Below are 21,068 nucleotides of genomic sequence, written 5' to 3' on the forward strand. Positions count from 1 at the left end.
TTGATTTCCAATGAGTATGGATTTTATTGAAGCGATGAATGAGTTGGAAAGAGAGAAAGGAATCAGCAAGGACATTTTGTTCGAAGCCATTGAGGCGGCGCTGATCTCCAGCTACAAACGGAATTTTAACACGGCGCAGAACGTTCGCGTCGACATGAACCGGAATACCGGGGTTATCAAAGTGTTTGCCCGCAAGCTGATCGTGGAAGAGGTGCTGGATCCCCGCACCGAGATTTCCCTGCCTGCCGCCCGCGAGATCAATCCGCATTTCCAAATTGACGATATTGCGGAAATCGAGGTCACTCCCCGGGATTTCGGCCGGATTGCCGCCCAGACGGCCAAACAGGTCGTTACGCAGCGGATCCGCGAGGCGGAGCGCGGCCTGATTTATAACGCCTTCGTCGACAAAGAAGAGGATATCGTGACCGGTACGGTCCAGCGCCAGGATCCTCGCAACTTCTACGTGGATCTGGGCAAGGTGGAAGCGGTGCTGCCGCTCAACGAGCTGATGCCGAACGAAAAGTTCAAGCACGGCGACCGGATCAAAGCCTACATCACCAAGGTGGAGAATACAACCAAGGGGCCGCAAATCATGCTGTCCCGGACGCATCCGGGGCTTTTGAAGCGATTGTTTGAGCTGGAGGTTCCGGAAATTTTTGACGGTGTCGTGGAAATTCGCTCCGTCGCCCGTGAAGCCGGATTCCGCTCGAAGATCGCGGTGTATTCCCGCAACCCGGAAGTGGATCCTGTCGGCTCCTGCGTCGGGCCGAAGGGCTTGCGTGTGCAGACCATTGTCAATGAGCTGCGCGGTGAAAAAATCGACATCGTCCGTTATTCCGAACAGGTGGAAGAGTATGTGGCCAATGCCCTCAGCCCTTCCAAGGTTCTGGAAGTGATTGTATTTGAAGACGAGAAGATGGCACGTGTCATCGTGCCGGATTATCAATTGTCTCTCGCCATCGGGATCAAAGGGCAAAACGCCCGCCTTGCAGCCAAGCTGACAGGATGGAAGATCGATATTAAGAGTGAGAGCCAGGCGGAACAGGAATTCGGCAGACCGAAAACATCCTCGGGTGAAATGCATCAAGATTCCGTCTCCGTCGATTAATTCCAAACAGGACGGGGGTCGCGGCATGAAACAAAGAAAAGTCCCGCTGCGCAAATGCGTGGCATGCCAGGAAATGATGCCCAAGAAGGAACTGATCCGTATTGTCAAAACGCCGGAAGATGAAGTGCTGATCGACCTGACTGGCAAGAAGTCGGGCCGGGGGGCTTACCTCTGCGGCAAAGTATCTTGCTTTAAACTGGCACAGAAGAACAAATCACTGGATCGGGCTCTGAAGCATCATGTCAAACCGGAAATTTACGAACAGCTCGCAGATGACTTTGTGCTCGTGGAAGACGAATTTTTGGCCGTAAAGGAACGTTCGGTTGATGAGTAAAACTTTATCCCGCCTGGGTCTTGCCATGCGGGCGGGGAAAGTGGTCACCGGCGACGAAATCGTCCTGAAAGCGATCCGGTCTTCCGAAGCGAAACTGGTCATGCTGGCGGCTGACGCCTCAGCCAATACACAAAAAAAGTTCCGCGACAAATGCGGAACATACAACATTCCTCTGGTGATCGGATTTGACCGGGAAAGCCTGGGCACAAGCATTGGAAAGCCCGAAAGGGTTGTGCTCGCCATTACGGATCAAGGATTCGCAGAAATGATCTCCAAAAGTCTTGGAGATAATTCGGAGGTGGAGTATATTGAGTAAACAGGACAGTAAAGATAAGCTGCGCGTGTACGAATATGCAAAATCACTTAATATGAGCAGTAAGGAAATCATAACCATTTTGAAAAGGCTTGATATTCCCGTTAACAATCATATGAGCGTTATGGAGAATGATGCGGTCTCGAAGGTGGAACAATTTTTCAAGGATATTAAGTCGAATGCGGCCGCCAAGCGGGAAGGCGGAGACCGCCAGACCGTGGCGAGCACTTCCGCGGTCAGAAACGAGTCAGGCACTCAGCGTAACCAGGGCGGCCGGGCAGCCGGATCGGACCCATCACAAAAACAACAGGAAAAGCAGGTAGGTATGAATAATAAATTGAATAACACCACACAAACAGGGTCGCAAAGACCACAAGGCGGGCAAGATTCCCGCAGAAGTCACTCAGGATCTCAGCAAAGCAGACCGCAAGGTCAATCGAATGGATCGGGCAACCGTCCGCAAGGCGCGGGTGCCGGATCGAATAACCGGAATCAAGGTTCCCAAGGAGGCCGTCCGCAAGGATCCGGCCAGGGCGGCAATCGCCCCCAAGGATCCGGTCAAGGCGGCAATCGTCCTCAAGGATCGCAACAGGGTGGAGGCCAGCGCTCGGGCGCAGGACGCCCGCAGCAGCAATCCACCGGAAACCGCAGTCCGCAAGGAAACGCCGGCGGCGACAACAGCTTCTCCAGAAGCAACGATAACCGCGGCGGCGGCAATCGCGGTCAGAACCGCGGCAATAGCAACGGTTCGAAACGCTTTGACGACAACCGCCAGGGCGGAGGATTTAACCGGAACAATCGCGGCGGTAAGAACAACCGCGGCAGACAACAGACTCAGCAGCCGCCGCGCGAGAAGATCGACAACACGCCGAAGAAGATTATCGTCCGCGGCAACATGACCGTTGGCGAAACGGCCAAACTGCTTCATAAGGATGCTTCCGAAGTCATTAAGAAGCTGATCCAGATGGGCGTCATGGCAACGATCAACCAGGAACTCGACATCGATACGATTTTGCTGCTTGCCGGTGAATTCGGCGTCGAAGTCGAAGTGAAGATCGTGGTCGAGGACGATCGCTTCGAGACCGTCGAAGAGAACGACGATCCGGCTGATCTGAAGTCGCGTCCGCCGGTTGTCACCATTATGGGTCACGTCGACCATGGTAAAACGACGCTGCTGGATGCCATCCGTTCCACGAACGTAACCGGCGGCGAAGCCGGAGGCATCACCCAGCACATCGGTGCTTATCAGGTGGAAATCAACAACAAGAAGATCACGTTCCTGGATACGCCGGGCCACGAAGCGTTTACGGCCATGCGTGCGCGCGGTGCGCAAATTACCGACATTACGATCATTGTGGTCGCTGCCGATGACGGTGTCATGCCGCAGACGGTGGAAGCTATCAACCACGCGAAGGCGGCCGAGCTGCCGATCATCGTGGCGGTGAACAAAATCGACAAACCGGATGCTAATCCGGATAAAGTGAAGCAGGAGCTGACCGAATACGGTCTCGTTCCGGAAGAGTGGGGCGGAGACACGATTTTCGTCAACGTATCCGCGAAGCAAAGAATGGGGCTTGAGGATCTGCTTGAGATGATCCTTCTGGTCGCCGAAGTGAACGAATACAAAGCGAATCCGGACAAACGCGCCCGCGGTGCGGTGATCGAGGCCGAGCTGGATAAAGGCCGCGGACCGGTAGCCCGTGTGCTGGTACAGCACGGTACGCTGAAAGTCGGGGATGCGTTTGTGGCAGGCAACTGCTTTGGCCGCGTCCGGGCGATGGTCAACGATAAGGGACGCCGTTTGAAGGAAGCCGGACCGTCTACGCCGGTGGAAATCACCGGTCTGACCGAAGTTCCGCTTGCCGGCGATCCGTTCATGGTATTTGAAGACGAGCGCAAGGCCCGTTCGATTGCCGAGAAACGCGCCATCACCCAGCGTCAGTCCGATCTTGGCAGCAACGTCCGCGTTACGCTGGACGATCTGTTCAAGCACATCAAGGACGGCGAGATCAAGGACCTGAACGTCATCATCAAAGGCGACGTGCAGGGTTCGGTCGAAGCGCTGAAAGGCTCGCTCTCGAAGATTGAAGTGGAAGGCGTTCGCGTCAAAATCATCCACAGCGGCGCAGGGGCAATTACCGAGTCCGATATCATTCTGGCAGCGGCGTCCAATGCGATCGTCATCGGCTTTAACGTCCGTCCAGATCCGCAGGCTGGCGCAACCGCCGAGCAGGAGAAAGTGGATATCCGCCTGCATCGCGTCATTTACAACGTCATTGAAGAAATCGAGCAGGCCATGAAGGGCATGCTGGATCCGGAATATAAAGAAGTGGTTATCGGCCACGCGGAAGTGCGCAACCTCTTCAAAATCAGCAAAGTGGGTACGATTGCCGGATGTATGGTTACATCAGGCAAGATCGCGCGTAACGCCGAAGTCCGCCTGATCCGCGACGGCATCGTCATCCATGAAGGTAAGATCGATACGCTCAAACGTTTCAAGGACGACGCTAAAGAAGTGGCACAGGGTTATGAATGTGGCATTACTTTGGAAAGCTATAATGACGTCAAGGAAGGCGACGTTATTGAAGCGTTCATCATGGAAACGGTGGAGCGCAAGTAGAGAGGTGAACAGGCATGGCTAAAATTCGGGCTGGACGGGTTGGAGAACAGATCAAGAAAGAGCTGAGCCAACTTATCCAAAGCGAACTGAAGGACCCGCGCATCGGTTTCGTTACCGTAACCGGTGTGGATGTGACGAACGATTTGTCGCAGGCGAAAGTTTATTTAAGCGTTCTGGGGGATAACGAGCAGAAGAACAACACGCTGAAGGCTCTGGAGAAGGCGAACGGCTTTCTCCGCTCGGAGCTCGGCAAGCGAGTCCGGCTGCGCCATACCCCGGAGCTGATTTTTAAGTTTGACGAATCCATCGCGTATGGCAGTCACATCGAGAAGCTCCTCGGTGAAATCGGAAAAAACGAAGATAACTAAATAAAAGATTTAAAGGAGACGGCCAATGCAGACCTATGAACAATCGCTTGAGCAGGCAAAGGAGTTTTTGCTGACGCATGATGATTATCTTGTAGTGTCTCATATTCAGCCGGACGGAGATGCAGTCAGTTCCACAGTTGCCGTGGGCTGGCTTCTCTCATGTCTGGGCAAAAAATTTACTCTGATCAATGAAGGGCCGATTCCTGAACGGATGAAATTTTTATGCCTGTCAGAGCAGATCGTGAATATGGAGCTTCATCCACCGGAACGTTCATTCAAGCATGTCATTTGTGTGGATTGCGCCGATTTTGGGAGAGTGGGATTGACGCAGCAATGCTTCGCTCCGGATGTCTTGATCTTGAACATCGATCACCACCCGACCAACAACGGTTACGGGAGCGCGACGCTGATCAAGCCGGACGCTGCGGCGACGGCCGAAATTTTGTATGATCTGATCCATGCTTTCGGATTTCAATGGACGAAGGAGATTGCGACCGCGATCTACACCGGGCTGCTGACGGACACCGGCGGTTTCCGTTATTCCAATACGTCCCCTAAAGTAATGGCGGCGGCTTCCGAGCTGCTCGGCTATGGGGTCAACGGGCCGGAGCTGTCGGAGACCCTGCTTGAGGCAATGACCCTGCCCCAGATGAAGGTGCTGGTCAAAGCATTGAACACACTCGAGATGACGCCGGACGGCAAAATCAGCTGGGTATACGTCACTCCCGAGCATATGGTGGAAGCCGGCGCGGCCAACGATGACCTGGAAGGAATCGTGAACTATCCGCGGAATATTCAGGGCGTCGAGGTCGGCATTTTATTCAAAGTGATCAATGACCAAGCGGTCAAAGTAAGCCTGCGTTCTGCAGGCAAAGTTGACGTGGCCGCCCTGGCGCAGACGTTTGGTGGCGGCGGGCATGTCCGTGCAGCGGGGTGCCGGATCGAAGGAACACTGGATACGATTATTCCTCAGGTTATAGAACGGGTGAGACAATTTTTATGAGCAGCTTAGAAGGTGTATTGGCCATCGATAAGCCGGCGGGGATGACTTCCCACGATGTCGTTGCCAAAGCGCGCCGTATATTGAAAATGAAGCGGATTGGGCACACCGGAACCTTGGATCCCGAAGTTACCGGTGTTCTGCCGCTCTGCCTTGGCCGGGCGACCCGGGTGGTGGAGTACATGCAGGAGCTTCCGAAGGAATATGCAGCTACCCTGCGGCTGGGCATTGCCACTGACACCGAGGATTTGACCGGTACGGTCACGGAATCTGTGGACGAGGTCCATGTTACGCCGGAAGATGTGGAGAAGGTGCTCCACTCTTTTGAAGGGACGATTTCACAGGTGCCCCCCATGTACTCTGCGGTCAAGGTCGGAGGCAAACGGCTCTACGAGCTGGCCCGGGAGGGCAAGACGGTTGAGCGCAAAAGCCGCGAGGTGACGATTCACGAAATTGAAATGACCGGTTCGGCCTGGCAAGGGCCTTATCTGGACATTTCCTTTCGGGTTCTGTGCTCCAAGGGGACGTACATTCGGACGTTATGCGTAGATATCGGGCGGGCTCTGCATCTGCCGTCAACGATGGTGAAGCTGGAGCGCACGATGTCGGCAGGAATTCCCGCTTCGAAGTGCCTCACGCTCGAAGATATCGAGCGCCTGACGGCGACGGGGGAGCTGGACGAGCATTTGATTCCGGTCGACGAAGCGGTCCGGCATCTTCCGGCACATACCGTGGCCGAGGATAAGGCGGCTGCCGCCTTGCAGGGTCAGAGGCTCTCGGGCAGAGCGGTAACGCCGGAGGTCATGCTGCCCGGATGCATACGACTGTATAATCCAAAGGGAACGTTTCTAGGCATTTTCGAAAAACAGGCAGAGACGGGGGCCATCGCTCCGGTCAAGGTATTTCTGCCTGAGTCATAATGATTATCTATGGAATTGCAGGTGAAAGAACAGTGAAGACCGTATATTTATCGTACCCGCTGCCTGCGGAGGTCATCCGGGAGCATACCCAGCCGCAGGTCGCAGCCATCGGACAGTTCGACGGAGTGCACCTTGGTCATGCCAGCGTCATCTCTTCTGCGGTGAATCTGGCAAAGGGCAAGCACATCCCTTCGGCCGTCATGACATTCCATCCGCATCCGAAGGACGTGATGAAGAAAGGGGACTACGAGGGCAGCCTGACGCCCCTGCAGGAGAAGCAGGAGCTGCTGGCCGGCCTGGGGGTCGATATCGTATACGTCGTTGAGTTTAACGATTCCTTTTCCCATGTAAGTCCGCAGGAATTTGTGGAAGGTATGCTGTTTCCCTTGGGCATCGAGGCCGCCGTGGTCGGTTTCGATTTCCGCTTTGGCCACAAGGGGGAAGGCAATGCTGAGATGCTCCGCCTGCTGGGGAACGGCCGGCTGGACGTCGAAGTCATCCCGCCGTTCGAGCTGGAAGGCGGCAAGGTCAGCAGTACGGAAATTCGCAAAGCGCTGCAAAGGGGTGATCTGGAGCGGGCCGGCCGTCTGCTCGGCCGCAGCTACCGGCTGCGCGGAACCGTTGTCGGCGGAGAAAAACGCGGCCGCACCATCGGTTTTCCGACGGCCAACCTGAAACTGGACGATAAGTTCGTCATTCCGGTTAAGGGTGTCTACGCGGTACGAGCCTTTTTGAACGGAAGGATTTTTCCCGGCGTCATGAATGTGGGGGTCAAACCGACGTTTCATGAGAACGAAACGGTGCCAAGCTTTGAGGTTCACTTGTTTGACTTTGACCGGGAGATTTATGGCGAGCATGTCACGGTGGAGCTGGTCCATTTTATCCGGAATGAGCGGAAGTTCCCTTCCGTACCGGAACTCATCGCCCAGATCCAGGCGGACGCGGATCGCGCCAGAGAACTTTTGAAGTCGGGCCGCTAAAGCTTACGCGCTGGCGAACATTTACTTTTGCCGGTGAAGTATGCTATACTGATAAACGTTGCTGGATGCCCATGGGCTGAAGGAAACCTTAGCTTGGATACACGATCTCACCGACGGTTTCTAGGCTAACGGCGATTATTTATGTTAAGGAGGTGAACAGGATGGCATTGACTCAAGAACGCAAACAACAACTGATCGAAGAGCACAAAACTCATGAGTCCGATACAGGATCTCCTGAAGTGCAAATTGCTATCCTTACGGAGAACATCGTTAATTTGACAGACCACCTGCGTACGCACAAGAAGGATCATCATTCCCGTCGCGGTCTTTTGAAAATGGTCGGTCAACGCCGTAAACTGTTGGCATACTTGAAAAACAAGGATGTTAAACGCTATAGCGCTCTGATTGAAAAACTTGGATTGCGTCGTTAATAATCCATATTGTTCTACGGAAAGCAGCCTGGTTGTTCACCGTTTGTCCTTCTAGGAGTGACAGCGGGGCAACCGGGTTGCTTTTTATGCAGGACTATATGAATTATCCCCATCTGGGGAATACTGATTGAGTAATAAAGGAGGGATTTCATGGAAAGTCGTGTTGAAATGCAGTTGGGCGGCAGAACCCTGGTCATGGAGACCGGACGCCTCGCGAAGCAGGCTAACGCCGCCGTGATGGTCCGCTACGGGGAAACGGCCGTACTTTGTACAGTGACCGCCTCCAGCGAACCGAAGGATCTGGACTTTTTTCCGCTGACTGTAAACTATGAAGAAAGATTGTATGCCGTAGGTAAAATCCCGGGGGGCTTTATCAAACGGGAAGGCAGACCGAGCGAGAAGGCCATTCTGGCCAGCCGTCTGACTGACCGTCCGATTCGTCCGCTGTTCCCGGAAGGCTTCCGTAACGATGTGCAGGTGCTGAACCTTGTCATGAGCGTGGATCAGGACTGCTCGCCGGATATTGCGGCCATGATCGGTACTTCCGCAGCGCTGAGCATTTCGGACGTGCCGTTTGACGGACCGATCGGCGGTGTCATCGTAGGACGCGTAGACGGACAATTTATTATTAATCCGGACATCGCGCAGCAGGAGAAAAGTGACATTTACCTGGTCGTTGCAGGCACCAGAGACGCCATCATGATGGTTGAAGCCGAGGCGAACGAGGTTCTTGAGGAAACGATGCTGGAAGCGATTATGTTCGGTCACGAGGAGATCAAAAAGATCGTGTCCGTCATTGACGAACTGACGCAAAAAGCCGGCAAACCGAAGATGGAAGTGAAGCTTCATGCGGTTGACGCTCAGGTTAATGCCGAAGTACGCGAATTCGCAGCACAGCGCCTCGTAGAAGCGGTACGCATTGCCGAGAAGCATGCCCGCCAGGATGCGATCGATGCGATCAACGAAGAAACGGTAACTTTCTTTGAACAAAAATACATAGAGACGCCTGAGCTCTTGAAAGATGTCAAAGAAGTGCTGCATGATATTGTCAAAGAAGAAGTAAGACGCCTGATCACCCACGATAAAGTCCGTCCTGACGGCCGGGGTCTGGACGAGATCCGTCCGATCGAATGCGATACGGGCATTCTGCCGCGCACGCATGGTACAGGCTTGTTCACTCGTGGTCAAACCCAGGCTCTCAGCGTATGTACGTTGGGTGCGCTCGGTGACGTGCAAATTCTGGACGGTATCGATTTGCAGGAAACCAAACGCTTTATGCACCATTATAACTTCCCTCCGTTCAGCGTAGGCGAAGCCCGTCCGCTTCGTGCACCGGGACGCCGCGAAATCGGCCACGGCGCGCTGGGTGAACGCGCTCTGTCGAAGGTCATTCCATCGGAGACCGAGTTCCCGTACACGATTCGTCTCGTTTCCGAAGTGCTGGAATCGAACGGTTCCACATCCCAGGCAAGTATTTGCGCAAGCACGCTGGCCATGATGGATGCTGGGGTACCGATCAAGGCGCCGGTTGCCGGTGTAGCCATGGGTCTGATTAAAGACGGAGAGCATGTATCCATTCTGACGGATATTCAAGGGATGGAAGATCATCTGGGCGATATGGACTTCAAAGTGGCCGGTACGGCTGAAGGGGTAACCGCCATTCAGATGGACATCAAAATTGCCGGCATTGACCGCCAGATTTTGAACGACGCTCTGAAGCAGGCCAAAGAAGGCCGGATGTTTATCCTGAGCAAAATGATGGAAGCGATCCAGAAGCCAAGAGAGACGTTGTCTCCTTATGCTCCGAAGATCATCGTCATGAACATCAATCCGGACAAGATCCGCGACGTGATCGGCGCAGGCGGCAAGATCATCAACAAGATCATCGAGGAAACCGGCGTGAAGATCGACATCGAGCAGGACGGACGCGTCTTCATCGCATCGTCCAATGAGGAAATGAACCAGAAAGCCCGCTCTATTATTGAAGGCATCGTCCGTGAAGTCGAAGTCGGCGAAATTTATGTCGGCACCGTCAAACGGGTCGAGAAATTCGGCGCTTTCGTCGAAGTGCTTCCGAATAAAGAGGGACTTGTGCACATTTCCCAGCTCTCGACCGAGCGTGTCGGCAAAGTTGAGGACGTCGTGAATGTCGGGGATACGATCACCGTCAAAGTGACCGAGATCGACCAGCAGGGACGTATCAACCTGTCGCGCAAAGCGGTATTGGTTGCAGAATCCAAGGCTTAAATCAAGCGGAGCGGCTTCGTCAAGAAGCCACGCTTGCTACCATATGCAGTCTAAGAGACAGAAAGTACTCACTTCTGGCTCTTTTTTTATAATATCAGAATGTATAAACTCCAGAGCCATTGCTTCCTGATATTGCAAGAAAAATCACCTTTGAAGGCGGTCTGTCTTCTATGAAGGTACATCGATAGACACTTTTCTTATGAGATCAGAATGTATAAACTCCAGAGCCATGGCTTCCTGCGGCCTCTCATTCATAATCCCGCCCGTCCCCTCATATGATGGGACAAAGTATGTTAAGGGAGATGAGCGGAAAAATGAACGGGAGACGGACAGCCATCGTGCTTGCCTGTTTTGCCACCATCGTCGGGCTCGCGCAGACCGGTGCGGTCGGGGACTATTTCCAGGACGTACGGCACCACCTGACTGCTCAAACCGCGTTTGAGCCCCAGACGGACGAGAAGCAGCTGGATCCGCTGTACAAGCAGATTCAGGAGAAGGCCGAGGCCACACGGATTCCGCCGGTAGATGCGGTGGTGGACCGCGTCTGGAAGGCTATTCCGGGGTACAACGGCCTGGAGATCGACGTAGACGAGACCTATAAGCGGGCTAAGGCCCAGGGAGCCACGGCTCCGATTACATATGTGTACCGTCAAATTCCCCCCAAGGTGAACCTGGGCGATTTGGCGGCTGAACCGATTTATAAAGGGAACCCGAAAAAGCCAATGGTTTCACTGATGATTAACGTCGCATGGGGGGACGAGTACATCGTTCCGATGCTCGATACGCTGGATGCGGAGAACGTGAAGGCAACCTTCTTTTTTGACGGGAGCTGGTTGAAGAAAAACCCGGAGATGGCCAAGGAGATTCAGAAGCGGGGGCATGAGCTGGAGAACCACGCGTATACGCATCCCAACATGAGCCAGCTGAGCCGCGAACGGGCCACGCTCGAAATCAGCAAAACCCAGCAGCTGTTGAAGGATACACTGGGTGTGACGAACAAGTGGTTTGCCCCGCCTTCCGGAGATTTTAATCAGCAGACTGTCCAAATCGCCGCCAGCCTCGGCCTGAAGACGGTGCTGTGGACGCTGGACACGGTGGATTGGCGGAAGCCTTCACCTGATTCCATCGTCAACAAGATCTCGGCCAAGGTGGAGCCGGGCACCTTGATTCTGATGCATCCGACCTCCTCCTCCTCCCAGGCGCTGAAGGGCATGATCCGGGTGATCAAGGCGAAAGGCCTTGTACTGGGCACGGTCAGCCAGACGCTGTCCCCCGAGAGGGTGACGGCGCCCAAGGTTGAGTGAGACGGCTTTTTTTGATAGGATAGGGATTGCACTGGCTGTAGTCAGGAAAGTTACGGCTCGGCCATCATTTGCATGAAACGGATTACTAGTTAGAACTGGACAGGGGCAGCCTGGAGGTTCATTGGATTAATTTTAGGAGGGCCTCTCGCGTGAAAAAAATAAACTTAAGCAACGGCCTTAGAGTAGTCATGGAGAAAATTCCGACGATGCGGTCGGTTTCCTTTGGCATTTGGGTAAAGACAGGCTCCCGCCACGAAACCTTGGCCAACAACGGCATTTCCCATTTTATCGAGCACATGCTGTTTAAAGGGACAGAACGGTTTGACGCCAAGGCGATTGCCGAGGAATTCGATGCCATTGGCGGCAATGTGAATGCCTTTACTTCTAAGGAATATACCTGTTTTTATGCCAAGGTGCTGGATGAGCATCTGCCGATCGCCGTAGACGTGCTCGCCGATATGTTCTTCCGTTCCAAGCTGGACAGCCAGGAGCTGGCCAAGGAGAAGAACGTCATTCTGGAAGAGATTTCGATGTACGAAGATACGCCGGACGACATGGTGCACGACCTGATGGCTAAGGCGGTCTATGGGGATCATCCGCTCGCCTATCCGATTCTGGGAACGAAGGAACAGCTGGAAAGCATGGGATCTTCCGACCTTCGGGCCTACATGGATGAGCACTATACGATCGAGAACACCGTCATCAGCGTGGCAGGTAACATTGACGATAACATTGTGGAGCTGCTGGAACGCCATTTCGGCGGTTTCCAAACCAGCGGGCGGGTGAGCGAATTGACCGTGCCTTCATTCCAGAGCGGGATCTTGTATCATAAAAAGAAGACGGAGCAGAATCATATCTGCCTGTCCTTCCCGGGGTGCTCGATCCACGACCCGCTTCAGTACGCCATGATTCTGCTCAATAACAGCATCGGCGGCGGGATGAGCTCGCGGTTGTTCCAGGAAATCCGGGAAAAGCGGGGGCTCGCTTATTCGGTCTACTCGTACCACAGCTCCAACGAAGACAGCGGTTTGTTCACGATCTATGCCGGAACCGCGCCGAAGCAAACCAATGAGGTCATGGGCTTGACCAAAGAGGTGCTGGCGGATGTGGCTGTTCATGGGATGACCGAGGACGAACTCCGCAAAGGGAAGGAGCAGCTGAAGGGCAGCCTGATCCTGAGCCTTGAGGGGACTGGAAGCCGCATGAACCGGCTCGGCAAAAACGAGCTGATGCTGGGTAAGCATTTTTCGCTCGATGACATGATCGAAAAGATCGAAAACGTGACGATGAACGATGTGAACGCCGTGCTGGACCGGATGTTCAGCCAGCCGTTCGCGCTGGCGATGGTCGGATCGACGGACCGCGCCATTGCAGGGTTAAGGAGGGACGATTTTGTCACACTACGTACAAATTCATAAATTGCCTGGTCACGAGGATGTGCGGCTGCCGGAGAAAATGTCCGGCTCCGCCTCCGGCTATGACCTGTATGCCGCCGTTGAAGAAGAAGTCGTCCTCCAGCCGGGGGAGCGCAGGCTCATCCCGACCGGGTTTGCCATCGCCATGCCCGACGGGCTCGAAGCACAAATCCGCCCGAGAAGCGGGCTGGCGCTGAAGCACGGTATCACCTGCCTTAATACCCCGGGAACGATCGACGCCGACTACCGCGGGGAAATCAAGGTGCTGCTGATCAACCTCGGCCAGGAGCCTTTTGCGATCACCCGTAACGAGCGCATCGCCCAAATGGTGTTCATGGAAGTGCCCCAGGTGACGTTTGAGCAGGTGGACGTGTTGTCCGAAACCGTTCGCGGTGAGGGCGGATTCGGACACACCGGCAAATAATTTATAGTTCAATACAGCCTGGAGTTCGTTCCCGAAAGGGTTCGTTCTCCAGGCTTTTTTACATAGAAGGAAATATAAGCTTCAAAGACCCTGCTTCCTATATCGCAAGGGAAATTGCTGCTCCATGCGGTCCGGCTTCCTGAACAGTGCGCCTACAGACGGTTATTATTTGACGGGCGTCTTTCACCCCTCCTTAGGCAGCGGCATATGATGGATTCATAACAGTGTTTTTGAAAGGAGTGACATCCTTGTGCTGACTGGAGTTCATATTGTGTTCCTAGGCGGGGATGCACGGCAGATCGAGGTGATCCGTAAATGTTCGGAGATGGATGCCACCGTCAGCGTGGTCGGATTCGACAAGCTGAATGAAAGGGTCCTGGGAGTCTCGTGGGAACGCCTCTCTTCTGAACTGCTTTCTGCGGCAGACGTTCTCGTGCTGCCTGTTGTCGGGTGTGATGATACAGGAGCGATCCAGACGCCATATTCTGGAGAGTCCTTAAAGCTGCTGGATGAGCATTTGGCCGCTCTTCCGTCGCATTGTACCGTTTATACGGGAATGGCCAAACCCTATCTGCGCAGCCTATGCGCAAGTCACGAGGTACGCCTGTTGGAACTGCTGGACCGGGATGACGTTGCCATTTTTAATTCGATCCCAACGGCGGAAGGCGCACTGGTGATGGCAATCCAGAATACACCATTTACGATCCACGGTTCGGATTGTATTGTGCTGGGATTGGGGAGAACCGGGTTTACGATGGCGAAAAGCCTGCAGGGACTTGGGGCGAAGGTGAGGGCCGGCGTCAGGTCGGAAAAGGATTTTGCCAGAGCGGAGGTCATGGGCTGGGAGCCTTTCCTGACAAGGGATTTGGAGGATCACGTGCGAAGTGTCGACTTGATTTTTAACACGATTCCGACTATGATAGTCACAGCGCAAATCCTGTCAAGAATGCCCCAAAGCGCCGTCATTATTGACCTTGCTTCGGCTCCCGGAGGTTGTGATTTCCGGTATGCGGAGAAGCGGGGAATTAAGGCCTTGCTGGCTCCCGGATTACCTGGAATCGTAGCTCCCAAAACAGCTGGAATGATTATTGCCAATGCTTTGGTACAGTTGATTTCGGACGAGATCAAGATTCGGGGGGATGGGGAATGAACTTGCAGGGAAAAACGGTAGGTTATGCGATTACGGGTTCACATTGTACGCTTGCTGAAATTATGCCGCAGATTCAACGATTTATGGACGCCGGTGCCAAAGTGGTTCCGATTGTCTCCAATTCGGTGCAGGTAACGGACACCCGCTTCGGCACATCCGCGAGCTGGCTTGAACAGCTGAAGAACATCACGGGGAGCGAGATCATCACCTCAATTGTGGATGCGGAGCCTCTGGGACCGTCCAAACTGCTCGACGTGCTGGTCATTGCGCCTTGCACGGGCAATACGACAAGCAAGCTGGCCAATGCCATTACGGACAGTCCTGTCTTGATGGCCGCCAAGGCACAAATGCGGAATTTGCGTCCGCTGGTGCTGGCGATTTCCACCAATGACGGATTGGGATTAAACGCAGCGAATATCGCCAAGCTGCTTGTGACCAAGAACATTTATTTTGTTCCGTTCGGTCAGGATAATCCGGTGCAGAAGCCCAATTCGCTGGTTGCGAACATGGAGCTGATCCCCGAAGCGTGCGATGCGGCTCTTGAAGGAAGACAACTGCAGCCTATGCTGATTCAACGCATGTTTTCCGCGTAATCCAGATCGGCTGCATTCGTTTCGAGTTCCGGCACCCGAAACTGCATTGTCCAGCCCCTAGCAGATGCTGCGGGCGGTAATTTTTCGCCCCATGCCGTAAGACACGGGGCTGTTTGCATCGTTTATTCCGGGCCGCCGTAATCGGATAAATATCAGTGTACAGGACATAAGTTGAATGATCCAAATGGTCGTAGAGACCAAATAGTAAATGTAGGACGACTCGATCGAAGTGATCGCAGCCTGTTTTGCTTATCCCGGTTGGATGCGGCACCGGATCTTGTTAGGATGCCGATTCGGGCGGGAACAGGAAACTAGGCTGCGATTACGAACTGCTGGCCAAAGCGATGTGTTCATGCTTTGGCTCTGAGGAAGGGTACAGCCGTCATGGCTGTACACGTCACAGGAAATCGACGCAGCTAAACGTTCTGCCGTTCTTATCTAGCATGGGGGAATTGAAATGAGCATCTTAGTACAGAAATTCGGCGGTACATCTTTGTCGACTCCGCAAGCAAGGGAACTCGTCATCAAGCACATCAGACGCGAGCTGGACAACGGTTATCAGCTTGTCGTCGTCGTTTCCGCCATGGGACGCAAGGGGGAGCCGTATGCGACCGACACGCTCCTGGACTGGGTCTCCCAGAACGGGAACGCTCTTCCGTCGCGGGAGCGGGATTTACTGCTGTGCTGCGGTGAAATCATATCGGCTGCCACGCTGTGCAGCCTGCTGGGGGATGAAGGCATCACCTCCACGGTGCTGACAGGGGCTCAGGCCGGATTTGTCACCGATGATCAATACGGCAACGCGCGGATTAAGGACGTGCGTCCGGAGCGGATTGTGAAGGAGCTCGAAACGCATCAGGTCGTCGTCGTCACCGGTTTTCAGGGTCAGACCGAAACCGGGGACTTCACCACTTTGGGGCGGGGCGGAAGCGATACTTCGGCAACGGCGCTGGGTGCGGCGCTGCGTGCCGAAATGGTTGACATCTACACGGACGTCAACGGGATTCTGACAGCAGATCCCCGGATCGTCGAAGACGCCAAACCGCTCTCCGTCGTAAGCTACGCTGAAATTTGCAACATGGCCCAATACGGAGCCAAGGTTATCCACCCGAGAGCCGTTGAAATCGCGATGCAGGCGCATGTGCCGGTGCGGGTGCGGTCCACCTTTTCGGAAGATGAAGGAACGCTGGTTACCCAGCCGGAAGGCTTCAGGGACGTTCAACTGGGCTTCATGGACCGGTATGTGACGGGAATCGCCTACGTGAGCAACGTCACTCAAATCACGGTGGAATGCGAGAACGAAGGAGATAATCTTCAGCTCAGAGTGTTTAAAGCTATGGCTGAAAATTCCATCAGCGTCGATTTTATTAATGTTACCCCGACAGGGGCGGTCTATACCGTTTTTGACCATGATTCGGAGAAAGCGATCCGGGTGCTTCAGGATTTGGGATTCCGGCCTAAGAGCCTTTCTGGCTGCGCCAAGGTTTCCGTCATCGGGGGCGGGATCAACGGAGTGCCGGGTATCATGGCCAAAATCGTCGAATCCCTCAGTGAACAAAATATCCAAATTCTGCAGTCGGCAGATTCGAATACGACCATATGGGTGCTGGTGAAAAAAGAGGACATGGTACAGTCTCTTCGGGCGCTGCACGCCAAATTCGAGCTGCATCGGTAGTCATAAATCTGGAAAACGCACTTTTACGTCCTATTAGGAGGTTGTACAAGATGGATTTCGGTAGGTTGATTACGGCCATGGTGACTCCCTTTGATGAGCAGGGGAATGTGAACTGGACAGAAACCGCCAAGCTGATCGATTACTTAATTGAGGACCAGCGGTCCGAATCACTGGTTGTCTGCGGAACGACCGGTGAGTCCCCGACGCTGACGGAAGAAGAAAAGCTCAAGCTGTTCGAATTTGCGGTGGACCATGCCAAAGGGCGCTGCAAAATTATTGCCGGTACCGGCAGCAACAGCACCGCGCATTCAATCCATCTGACCCAGGAAGCCGAAAAGCTCGGGGTCGATGGCGTTTTGCTCGTTGTGCCTTATTACAACAAGCCGAACCAGGAGGGGTTGTACCGTCATTTCGAAGCCATTGCCCGCAGCACGAAGCTGCCGGTTATGCTGTATAACGTCCCTGGACGGACCGTCGTAGGCTTGAGCACCGAGACGACGCTTAGACTGGCTGAGATTCCGAACGTGGTCGCTACCAAGGAATGCGCTTCGCTCGAGCAGGTAACCCAGATCGCGGCCGGTGCGCCGGCGCATTTCCGGGTTTATTCCGGTGACGATGCAGCGGGTCTGCCAGCCATGGCCGTAGGAGCATACGGTATCGTGAGCGTGGCCGGACATATCATCGGCGCTTCCATGAAGGACATGATTACGGCCTATCTGGAAGGTGAGCAGGCGCAGGCCGCACGGCTTCACCAGAAGCTGTTTCCTGTATTCAAGGGCCTGTTTGAGTCCCCGACTCCGCTGCCGAATCCTGCTGCTGTCAAGTATGCGCTCAATTTGTTGGGTCATTCCGTCGGAGGCGTACGGCTTCCGCTCATCGGACCGAATGAGAAGGAAGCGGAATTTATCGAACGGTTGGTTCATTCGCTTACGGAATAATTGAATCCTCTTATAAGCTGACAGAAACAGCGTCCTTACCAGGGCGCTGTTTTTTTGTGTTTAGGATGCATGCCTTTGGGTTAAGGCCTAAGCAGGGACGCTGCTTTCGAACGGGCTTTTTGTCCATAAGGATATTTCAAATAAACAGCGTGGATTTGGGGAACTCTAATGCCTACTTTCAGGGTGACTTGTGTTTTGACTTTTTTATCATGTATAATGAGGTCAAGTGACTGGGTGCGGTATATTTTTGAAATATAAATATTAAATGGTACGACGTCCAAAACCATAGGAGGGTTAGATTCATTTGTCTAAAAAAAATAATAACGATAAATTGGCGATTTTCGCGTTGGGCGGCGTCGGTGAAATCGGGAAAAACATGTATGTCATCCAATACGGCAATGACATCGTAGTCGTAGATGCCGGATTGAAGTTTCCAGAGGAGGACATGCTCGGGATCGATATCGTCATTCCCGATATTTCCTACCTGACGGAGAATCGTGACAAGGTGAGAGGCATTTTGCTGACGCACGGACACGAGGATCACATCGGTGGATTGCCTTACGTGCTGAAGCATCTGAACGTTCCTGTATACGGAACCAAGCTGACGCTTGGCCTGGTGGAGAACAAGCTGAAGGAAGCCAATCTCCTTGGCGAAACGAAGCGGATTCTGATTCACGAAGATTCCGAAGTGGCGCTCGGCTCCACGCTGAAAGCAACGTTCTTCAGAACCAACCACAGTATTCCGGATTCGGTCGGGATTTGCATCTCAACGCCGGAAGGCAATGTGGTTCACACAGGCGACTTCAAGTTCGATCATACGCCGGTTAACGGACAATATGCGAACTTGCAGCGGATGGCCGCTATTGGAGAAGAAGGCGTATTGGCGCTTCTGTCGGATAGTACCAATGCTGAGAAACCGGGCTTCACGCCATCGGAGAAAAACGTGGGTGTTGTCCTTGAAGATATTTTCCGGAAATCATCCCAGCGCGTAGTTATCGCTACTTTTGCTTCGAATGTTCACCGGATTCAGCAGGTGGTCAATGCGGCGGAATCCACAGGACGGAAAATAACCGTCATCGGACGCAGCATGGTAAACGTCGTTTCCATCGCAGCCGAGCTTGGATACCTTCACGTGCCGGACGGCATGCTGATCGAGCCTGAAGAAGTTAACAAAATGGCCGCTGACCGCGTCGTCGTATTGTGCACAGGCAGCCAGGGAGAGCCGATGTCCGCATTGACGCGGATGGCCCGTTCCACACACCGCAAGGTTGATATTCTGCCGGGTGATACCGTTATCATTGCCGCGACACCGGTACCGGGAAATGAGAAATATGTCGGCCGTACGATCGACGAGCTGTTCCGTCTCGGAGCGGATGTCATCTATAGCGGTTCGAATTCCGGAGTACACGTATCGGGTCACGGCAGTCAGGAAGAATTGAAGCTCATGCTGAATTTAATGAAGCCGAAATTCTTCATCCCGATCCACGGCGAGTACCGCATGCAGCGCCGTCACGCACTGCTGGCCGAGTCTGTCGGCGTAGATCCGGACAATATCTTTATTACGGATATCGGCGAGATCGTCGAAATCCAGAACGGATCTGCCCGTAAAGCCGGTAAAGTAACGGCTGGCAACGTGCTGATTGACGGATTGGGCGTTGGAGACGTTGGCAACATCGTCCTCCGCGACCGTAAACTGCTGTCACAGGACGGAATTCTGGTTGTAGTCGTTACGCTGAGCAAACAAGACGGCACGATCATGTCCGGACCGGACATTATCTCCAGAGGATTCGTATATGTTCGTGAATCGGAAGGGCTGTTGGATGAAGCGAACCGCATTGTTTCCAGTACACTGCAGAAATTGATGAGTGAAAATGTTAATGAATGGGCTTCCTTGAAGACAGGCGTGAAGGATGCACTGGGCCGGTTCCTCTATGAGCAGACCCGCCGCAGACCGATGATTCTGCCGATCATCATGGAAGTGTAATCAATTGAATAAACCAGCGTCTTGAACAGCACACAGTCGCCCCCTTTCCGCAGGCAATATTGGACGGTTTCCTGCGGAAGGGGGCTTTTTGTCGTTTAATGACGATGTAATAGGTGATTTTGAAAGGAACTGGAACCTGAAGAGACGGCCGGGCATAGGCTCTGTGAATAGGGTTATTTTTTTCGGAATAATTCATGTCTTTCCTCCACCATACTACAATGACAGGAAATTATATGGTTAGGAAAGGACGAGGACATGATGACACAAAATACACGCCGTGCGCCGATGAGCGAAACGGAGGCACCGGAACAAGCCCCAGCTGTAAACCCGGAACCGACGGCATTGGATACGCTGAAGCAGCTGGGACAAATGAACGTTCCGCAGGGGACCGAGTCGAACATTTTTTGCCTGACGATCATCGGGCAAATCGAAGGGCATCTGGTCCTTCCGCCGCAGAACAAAACGACGAAATACGAGCACATTATTCCCCAGCTGGTCGCTGCGGAGCAAAGCAAACAGGTGGACGGAATTATGATTATTCTCAATACAGTAGGCGGTGATGTGGAGGCTGGACTGGCCATCGCCGAAATGATCACGTCCCTTACCAAGCCTACTGTCACCGTCGTCGTCGGGGGCGGGCACAGCATCGGTGTTCCGATCGCCGTAGCTTCGACGTACTCGCTCATCGCCGAGAGCGCCACCATGACCATTCACCCGATCCGCCTGAACGGACTTGTGATCGGTGTGCCGCAGACGTTCGAATATATGGAGAAAATGCAGGAGCGCGTCGTCCGCTTCGTCACTTCCCATTCGCGGATTACGGAGGAGCGGTTTAAGGAATTAATGTTCCGCACCGGCGAGCTGAACCGGGATATCGGTACGGCGGTGGGCGGACTGGATGCCGTTAAATACGGCTTGATGGACGAAGTAGGAGGCATAGGCCAGGCTCTGGCCAAGCTGAACAAGCTGATCGATGAGCGTAAACAACCGGTTGAGGCGGAGGGGATTACTCAATGATGCTTCATACGATTATGCCGCTTGATGCTGTGTGGGAGGAGGGCTTTACCCCTGTCCAAACGGCGGAGGTAAGGCTGCAGGGCGTCCTGATGGAAGTCAAACCGCTTGATGCGGGCCGTGCCGAAATCGTCCGGCTCCTCGACTGCCCGCTTGAATCTTACCTCAACCCGGCGTTTGCCCCAGGACAGGTGATACGCTACATTCCGACACTGTAAAATGGACCTTTAGCAGCAGAAACAGAACATAG

At 53.7% G+C, this 21,068-nt stretch carries 20 protein-coding genes; all 20 read left to right on the forward strand.

Annotated elements, in window-relative coordinates; all coding sequences use genetic code 11:
* Positions 1-10: 10 nt before the first annotated feature.
* The 20 genes from nusA (at position 11) to ABID47_RS13805 (ending at position 21,036) form a co-directional block, all read left to right on the forward strand.
* A complete protein-coding gene (nusA, locus tag ABID47_RS13710) occupies positions 11-1,108 on the forward strand; it encodes a transcription termination factor NusA (RefSeq protein ID WP_076168058.1) in 1,098 nt (365 codons plus the stop codon).
* 25 nt (positions 1,109-1,133) lie between these two features.
* Positions 1,134-1,442: an RNase P modulator RnpM gene (rnpM, locus tag ABID47_RS13715; protein ID WP_076168056.1), complete on the forward strand. Its 309-nt coding sequence runs from the start codon at positions 1,134-1,136 to the stop codon at positions 1,440-1,442.
* Complete coding sequence (locus ABID47_RS13720; RefSeq protein ID WP_076168054.1) at positions 1,435-1,758, forward strand: YlxQ family RNA-binding protein; 324 nt, start codon at positions 1,435-1,437, stop codon at positions 1,756-1,758. The genes rnpM and ABID47_RS13720 overlap by 8 nt, the downstream gene beginning before the upstream one ends.
* Entirely contained in the window at positions 1,751-4,375 is a 2,625-nt protein-coding gene (infB, locus tag ABID47_RS13725; protein ID WP_354497457.1) for a translation initiation factor IF-2, read from the forward strand. The genes ABID47_RS13720 and infB overlap by 8 nt, the downstream gene beginning before the upstream one ends.
* A 14-nt stretch (positions 4,376-4,389) precedes the next feature.
* On the forward strand, positions 4,390-4,743 hold the full coding sequence (gene rbfA, locus ABID47_RS13730) for a 30S ribosome-binding factor RbfA (RefSeq protein ID WP_076168050.1): 354 nt from the start codon (positions 4,390-4,392) through the stop codon (positions 4,741-4,743).
* 25 nt (positions 4,744-4,768) lie between these two features.
* A complete protein-coding gene (locus ABID47_RS13735; protein WP_354497459.1) occupies positions 4,769-5,746 on the forward strand; it encodes a DHH family phosphoesterase in 978 nt (325 codons plus the stop codon).
* The gene (gene truB / locus ABID47_RS13740) at positions 5,743-6,663 is read left to right on the forward strand and encodes a tRNA pseudouridine(55) synthase TruB (RefSeq protein ID WP_354497461.1); all 921 of its coding nucleotides are present in this window, start codon (positions 5,743-5,745) and stop codon (positions 6,661-6,663) included. Before ABID47_RS13735 ends, truB begins: the two co-directional genes overlap by 4 nt.
* Positions 6,663-7,643: a bifunctional riboflavin kinase/FAD synthetase gene (locus ABID47_RS13745; RefSeq protein WP_432807098.1), complete on the forward strand. Its 981-nt coding sequence runs from the start codon at positions 6,663-6,665 to the stop codon at positions 7,641-7,643. Before truB ends, ABID47_RS13745 begins: the two co-directional genes overlap by 1 nt.
* A gap of 161 nt (positions 7,644-7,804) precedes the next feature.
* The gene (gene rpsO, locus ABID47_RS13750; protein WP_076168040.1) at positions 7,805-8,074 is read left to right on the forward strand and encodes a 30S ribosomal protein S15; all 270 of its coding nucleotides are present in this window, start codon (positions 7,805-7,807) and stop codon (positions 8,072-8,074) included.
* Positions 8,075-8,224: 150 nt separating this feature from the next.
* Entirely contained in the window at positions 8,225-10,321 is a 2,097-nt protein-coding gene (gene pnp, locus ABID47_RS13755; RefSeq protein WP_354497464.1) for a polyribonucleotide nucleotidyltransferase, read from the forward strand.
* 314 nt (positions 10,322-10,635) lie between these two features.
* Positions 10,636-11,625 carry a polysaccharide deacetylase family protein gene (locus tag ABID47_RS13760; protein ID WP_212983226.1) on the forward strand — a complete coding sequence of 330 codons (990 nt, stop codon included), beginning with the start codon at positions 10,636-10,638 and terminating at the stop codon, positions 11,623-11,625.
* A 188-nt stretch (positions 11,626-11,813) separates the two neighbouring features.
* The gene (locus ABID47_RS13765) at positions 11,814-13,043 is read left to right on the forward strand and encodes a M16 family metallopeptidase (protein ID WP_435530632.1); all 1,230 of its coding nucleotides are present in this window, start codon (positions 11,814-11,816) and stop codon (positions 13,041-13,043) included.
* Entirely contained in the window at positions 13,018-13,464 is a 447-nt protein-coding gene (gene dut / locus ABID47_RS13770) for a dUTP diphosphatase (RefSeq protein ID WP_076168030.1), read from the forward strand. Before ABID47_RS13765 ends, dut begins: the two co-directional genes overlap by 26 nt.
* Positions 13,465-13,714: 250 nt before the next feature.
* Positions 13,715-14,614, forward strand: coding sequence for a dipicolinate synthase subunit DpsA (dpsA, locus tag ABID47_RS13775; RefSeq protein ID WP_076168027.1), 900 nt, complete (start codon positions 13,715-13,717; stop codon positions 14,612-14,614).
* On the forward strand, positions 14,611-15,207 hold the full coding sequence (locus ABID47_RS13780) for a dipicolinate synthase subunit B (RefSeq protein WP_116231223.1): 597 nt from the start codon (positions 14,611-14,613) through the stop codon (positions 15,205-15,207). Before dpsA ends, ABID47_RS13780 begins: the two co-directional genes overlap by 4 nt.
* Positions 15,208-15,664: 457 nt before the next feature.
* On the forward strand, positions 15,665-16,882 hold the full coding sequence (gene dapG, locus ABID47_RS13785; protein ID WP_116231222.1) for an aspartate kinase: 1,218 nt from the start codon (positions 15,665-15,667) through the stop codon (positions 16,880-16,882).
* Positions 16,883-16,932: 50 nt separating this feature from the next.
* Positions 16,933-17,820 (forward strand): 4-hydroxy-tetrahydrodipicolinate synthase, encoded by an 888-nt coding sequence (gene dapA, locus ABID47_RS13790; RefSeq protein WP_251674586.1) that lies wholly within the window; start codon positions 16,933-16,935, stop codon positions 17,818-17,820.
* Positions 17,821-18,124: 304 nt separating this feature from the next.
* Positions 18,125-19,804 (forward strand): ribonuclease J, encoded by a 1,680-nt coding sequence (locus tag ABID47_RS13795; protein ID WP_076168017.1) that lies wholly within the window; start codon positions 18,125-18,127, stop codon positions 19,802-19,804.
* A 255-nt stretch (positions 19,805-20,059) separates the two neighbouring features.
* A complete protein-coding gene (locus tag ABID47_RS13800) occupies positions 20,060-20,821 on the forward strand; it encodes a ClpP family protease (protein WP_145134879.1) in 762 nt (253 codons plus the stop codon).
* Positions 20,818-21,036: a YlzJ-like family protein gene (locus ABID47_RS13805; RefSeq protein WP_116231218.1), complete on the forward strand. Its 219-nt coding sequence runs from the start codon at positions 20,818-20,820 to the stop codon at positions 21,034-21,036. The genes ABID47_RS13800 and ABID47_RS13805 overlap by 4 nt, the downstream gene beginning before the upstream one ends.
* Positions 21,037-21,068 lie beyond the last annotated feature (32 nt).

The organism is Paenibacillus favisporus, from assembly GCF_040545415.1.
Taxonomy (GTDB): Bacteria; Bacillota; Bacilli; order Paenibacillales; family Paenibacillaceae; genus Paenibacillus_AQ; species Paenibacillus_AQ favisporus.

Excerpts from the sequence above, each read along its gene's own strand:
- nusA (WP_076168058.1), top strand. The coding sequence starts at position 11 with ATGAGTATGGATTTTATTGAAGCGATGAATGAGTTGGAAAGAGAGAAA.
- rnpM (WP_076168056.1), top strand. The coding sequence starts at position 1,134 with ATGAAACAAAGAAAAGTCCCGCTGCGCAAATGCGTGGCATGCCAGGAA.
- ABID47_RS13720 (WP_076168054.1), top strand. The coding sequence starts at position 1,435 with ATGAGTAAAACTTTATCCCGCCTGGGTCTTGCCATGCGGGCGGGGAAA.
- rbfA (WP_076168050.1), top strand. The coding sequence starts at position 4,390 with ATGGCTAAAATTCGGGCTGGACGGGTTGGAGAACAGATCAAGAAAGAG.
- ABID47_RS13735 (WP_354497459.1), top strand. The coding sequence starts at position 4,769 with ATGCAGACCTATGAACAATCGCTTGAGCAGGCAAAGGAGTTTTTGCTG.
- truB (WP_354497461.1), top strand. The coding sequence starts at position 5,743 with ATGAGCAGCTTAGAAGGTGTATTGGCCATCGATAAGCCGGCGGGGATG.
- ABID47_RS13745 (WP_432807098.1), top strand. The coding sequence starts at position 6,663 with ATGATTATCTATGGAATTGCAGGTGAAAGAACAGTGAAGACCGTATAT.
- rpsO (WP_076168040.1), top strand. The coding sequence starts at position 7,805 with ATGGCATTGACTCAAGAACGCAAACAACAACTGATCGAAGAGCACAAA.
- pnp (WP_354497464.1), top strand. The coding sequence starts at position 8,225 with ATGGAAAGTCGTGTTGAAATGCAGTTGGGCGGCAGAACCCTGGTCATG.
- ABID47_RS13760 (WP_212983226.1), top strand. The coding sequence starts at position 10,636 with ATGAACGGGAGACGGACAGCCATCGTGCTTGCCTGTTTTGCCACCATC.
- ABID47_RS13765 (WP_435530632.1), top strand. The coding sequence starts at position 11,814 with ATGGAGAAAATTCCGACGATGCGGTCGGTTTCCTTTGGCATTTGGGTA.
- ABID47_RS13780 (WP_116231223.1), top strand. The coding sequence starts at position 14,611 with ATGAACTTGCAGGGAAAAACGGTAGGTTATGCGATTACGGGTTCACAT.
- dapG (WP_116231222.1), top strand. The coding sequence starts at position 15,665 with ATGAGCATCTTAGTACAGAAATTCGGCGGTACATCTTTGTCGACTCCG.
- dapA (WP_251674586.1), top strand. The coding sequence starts at position 16,933 with ATGGATTTCGGTAGGTTGATTACGGCCATGGTGACTCCCTTTGATGAG.
- ABID47_RS13800 (WP_145134879.1), top strand. The coding sequence starts at position 20,060 with ATGATGACACAAAATACACGCCGTGCGCCGATGAGCGAAACGGAGGCA.
- ABID47_RS13805 (WP_116231218.1), top strand. The coding sequence starts at position 20,818 with ATGATGCTTCATACGATTATGCCGCTTGATGCTGTGTGGGAGGAGGGC.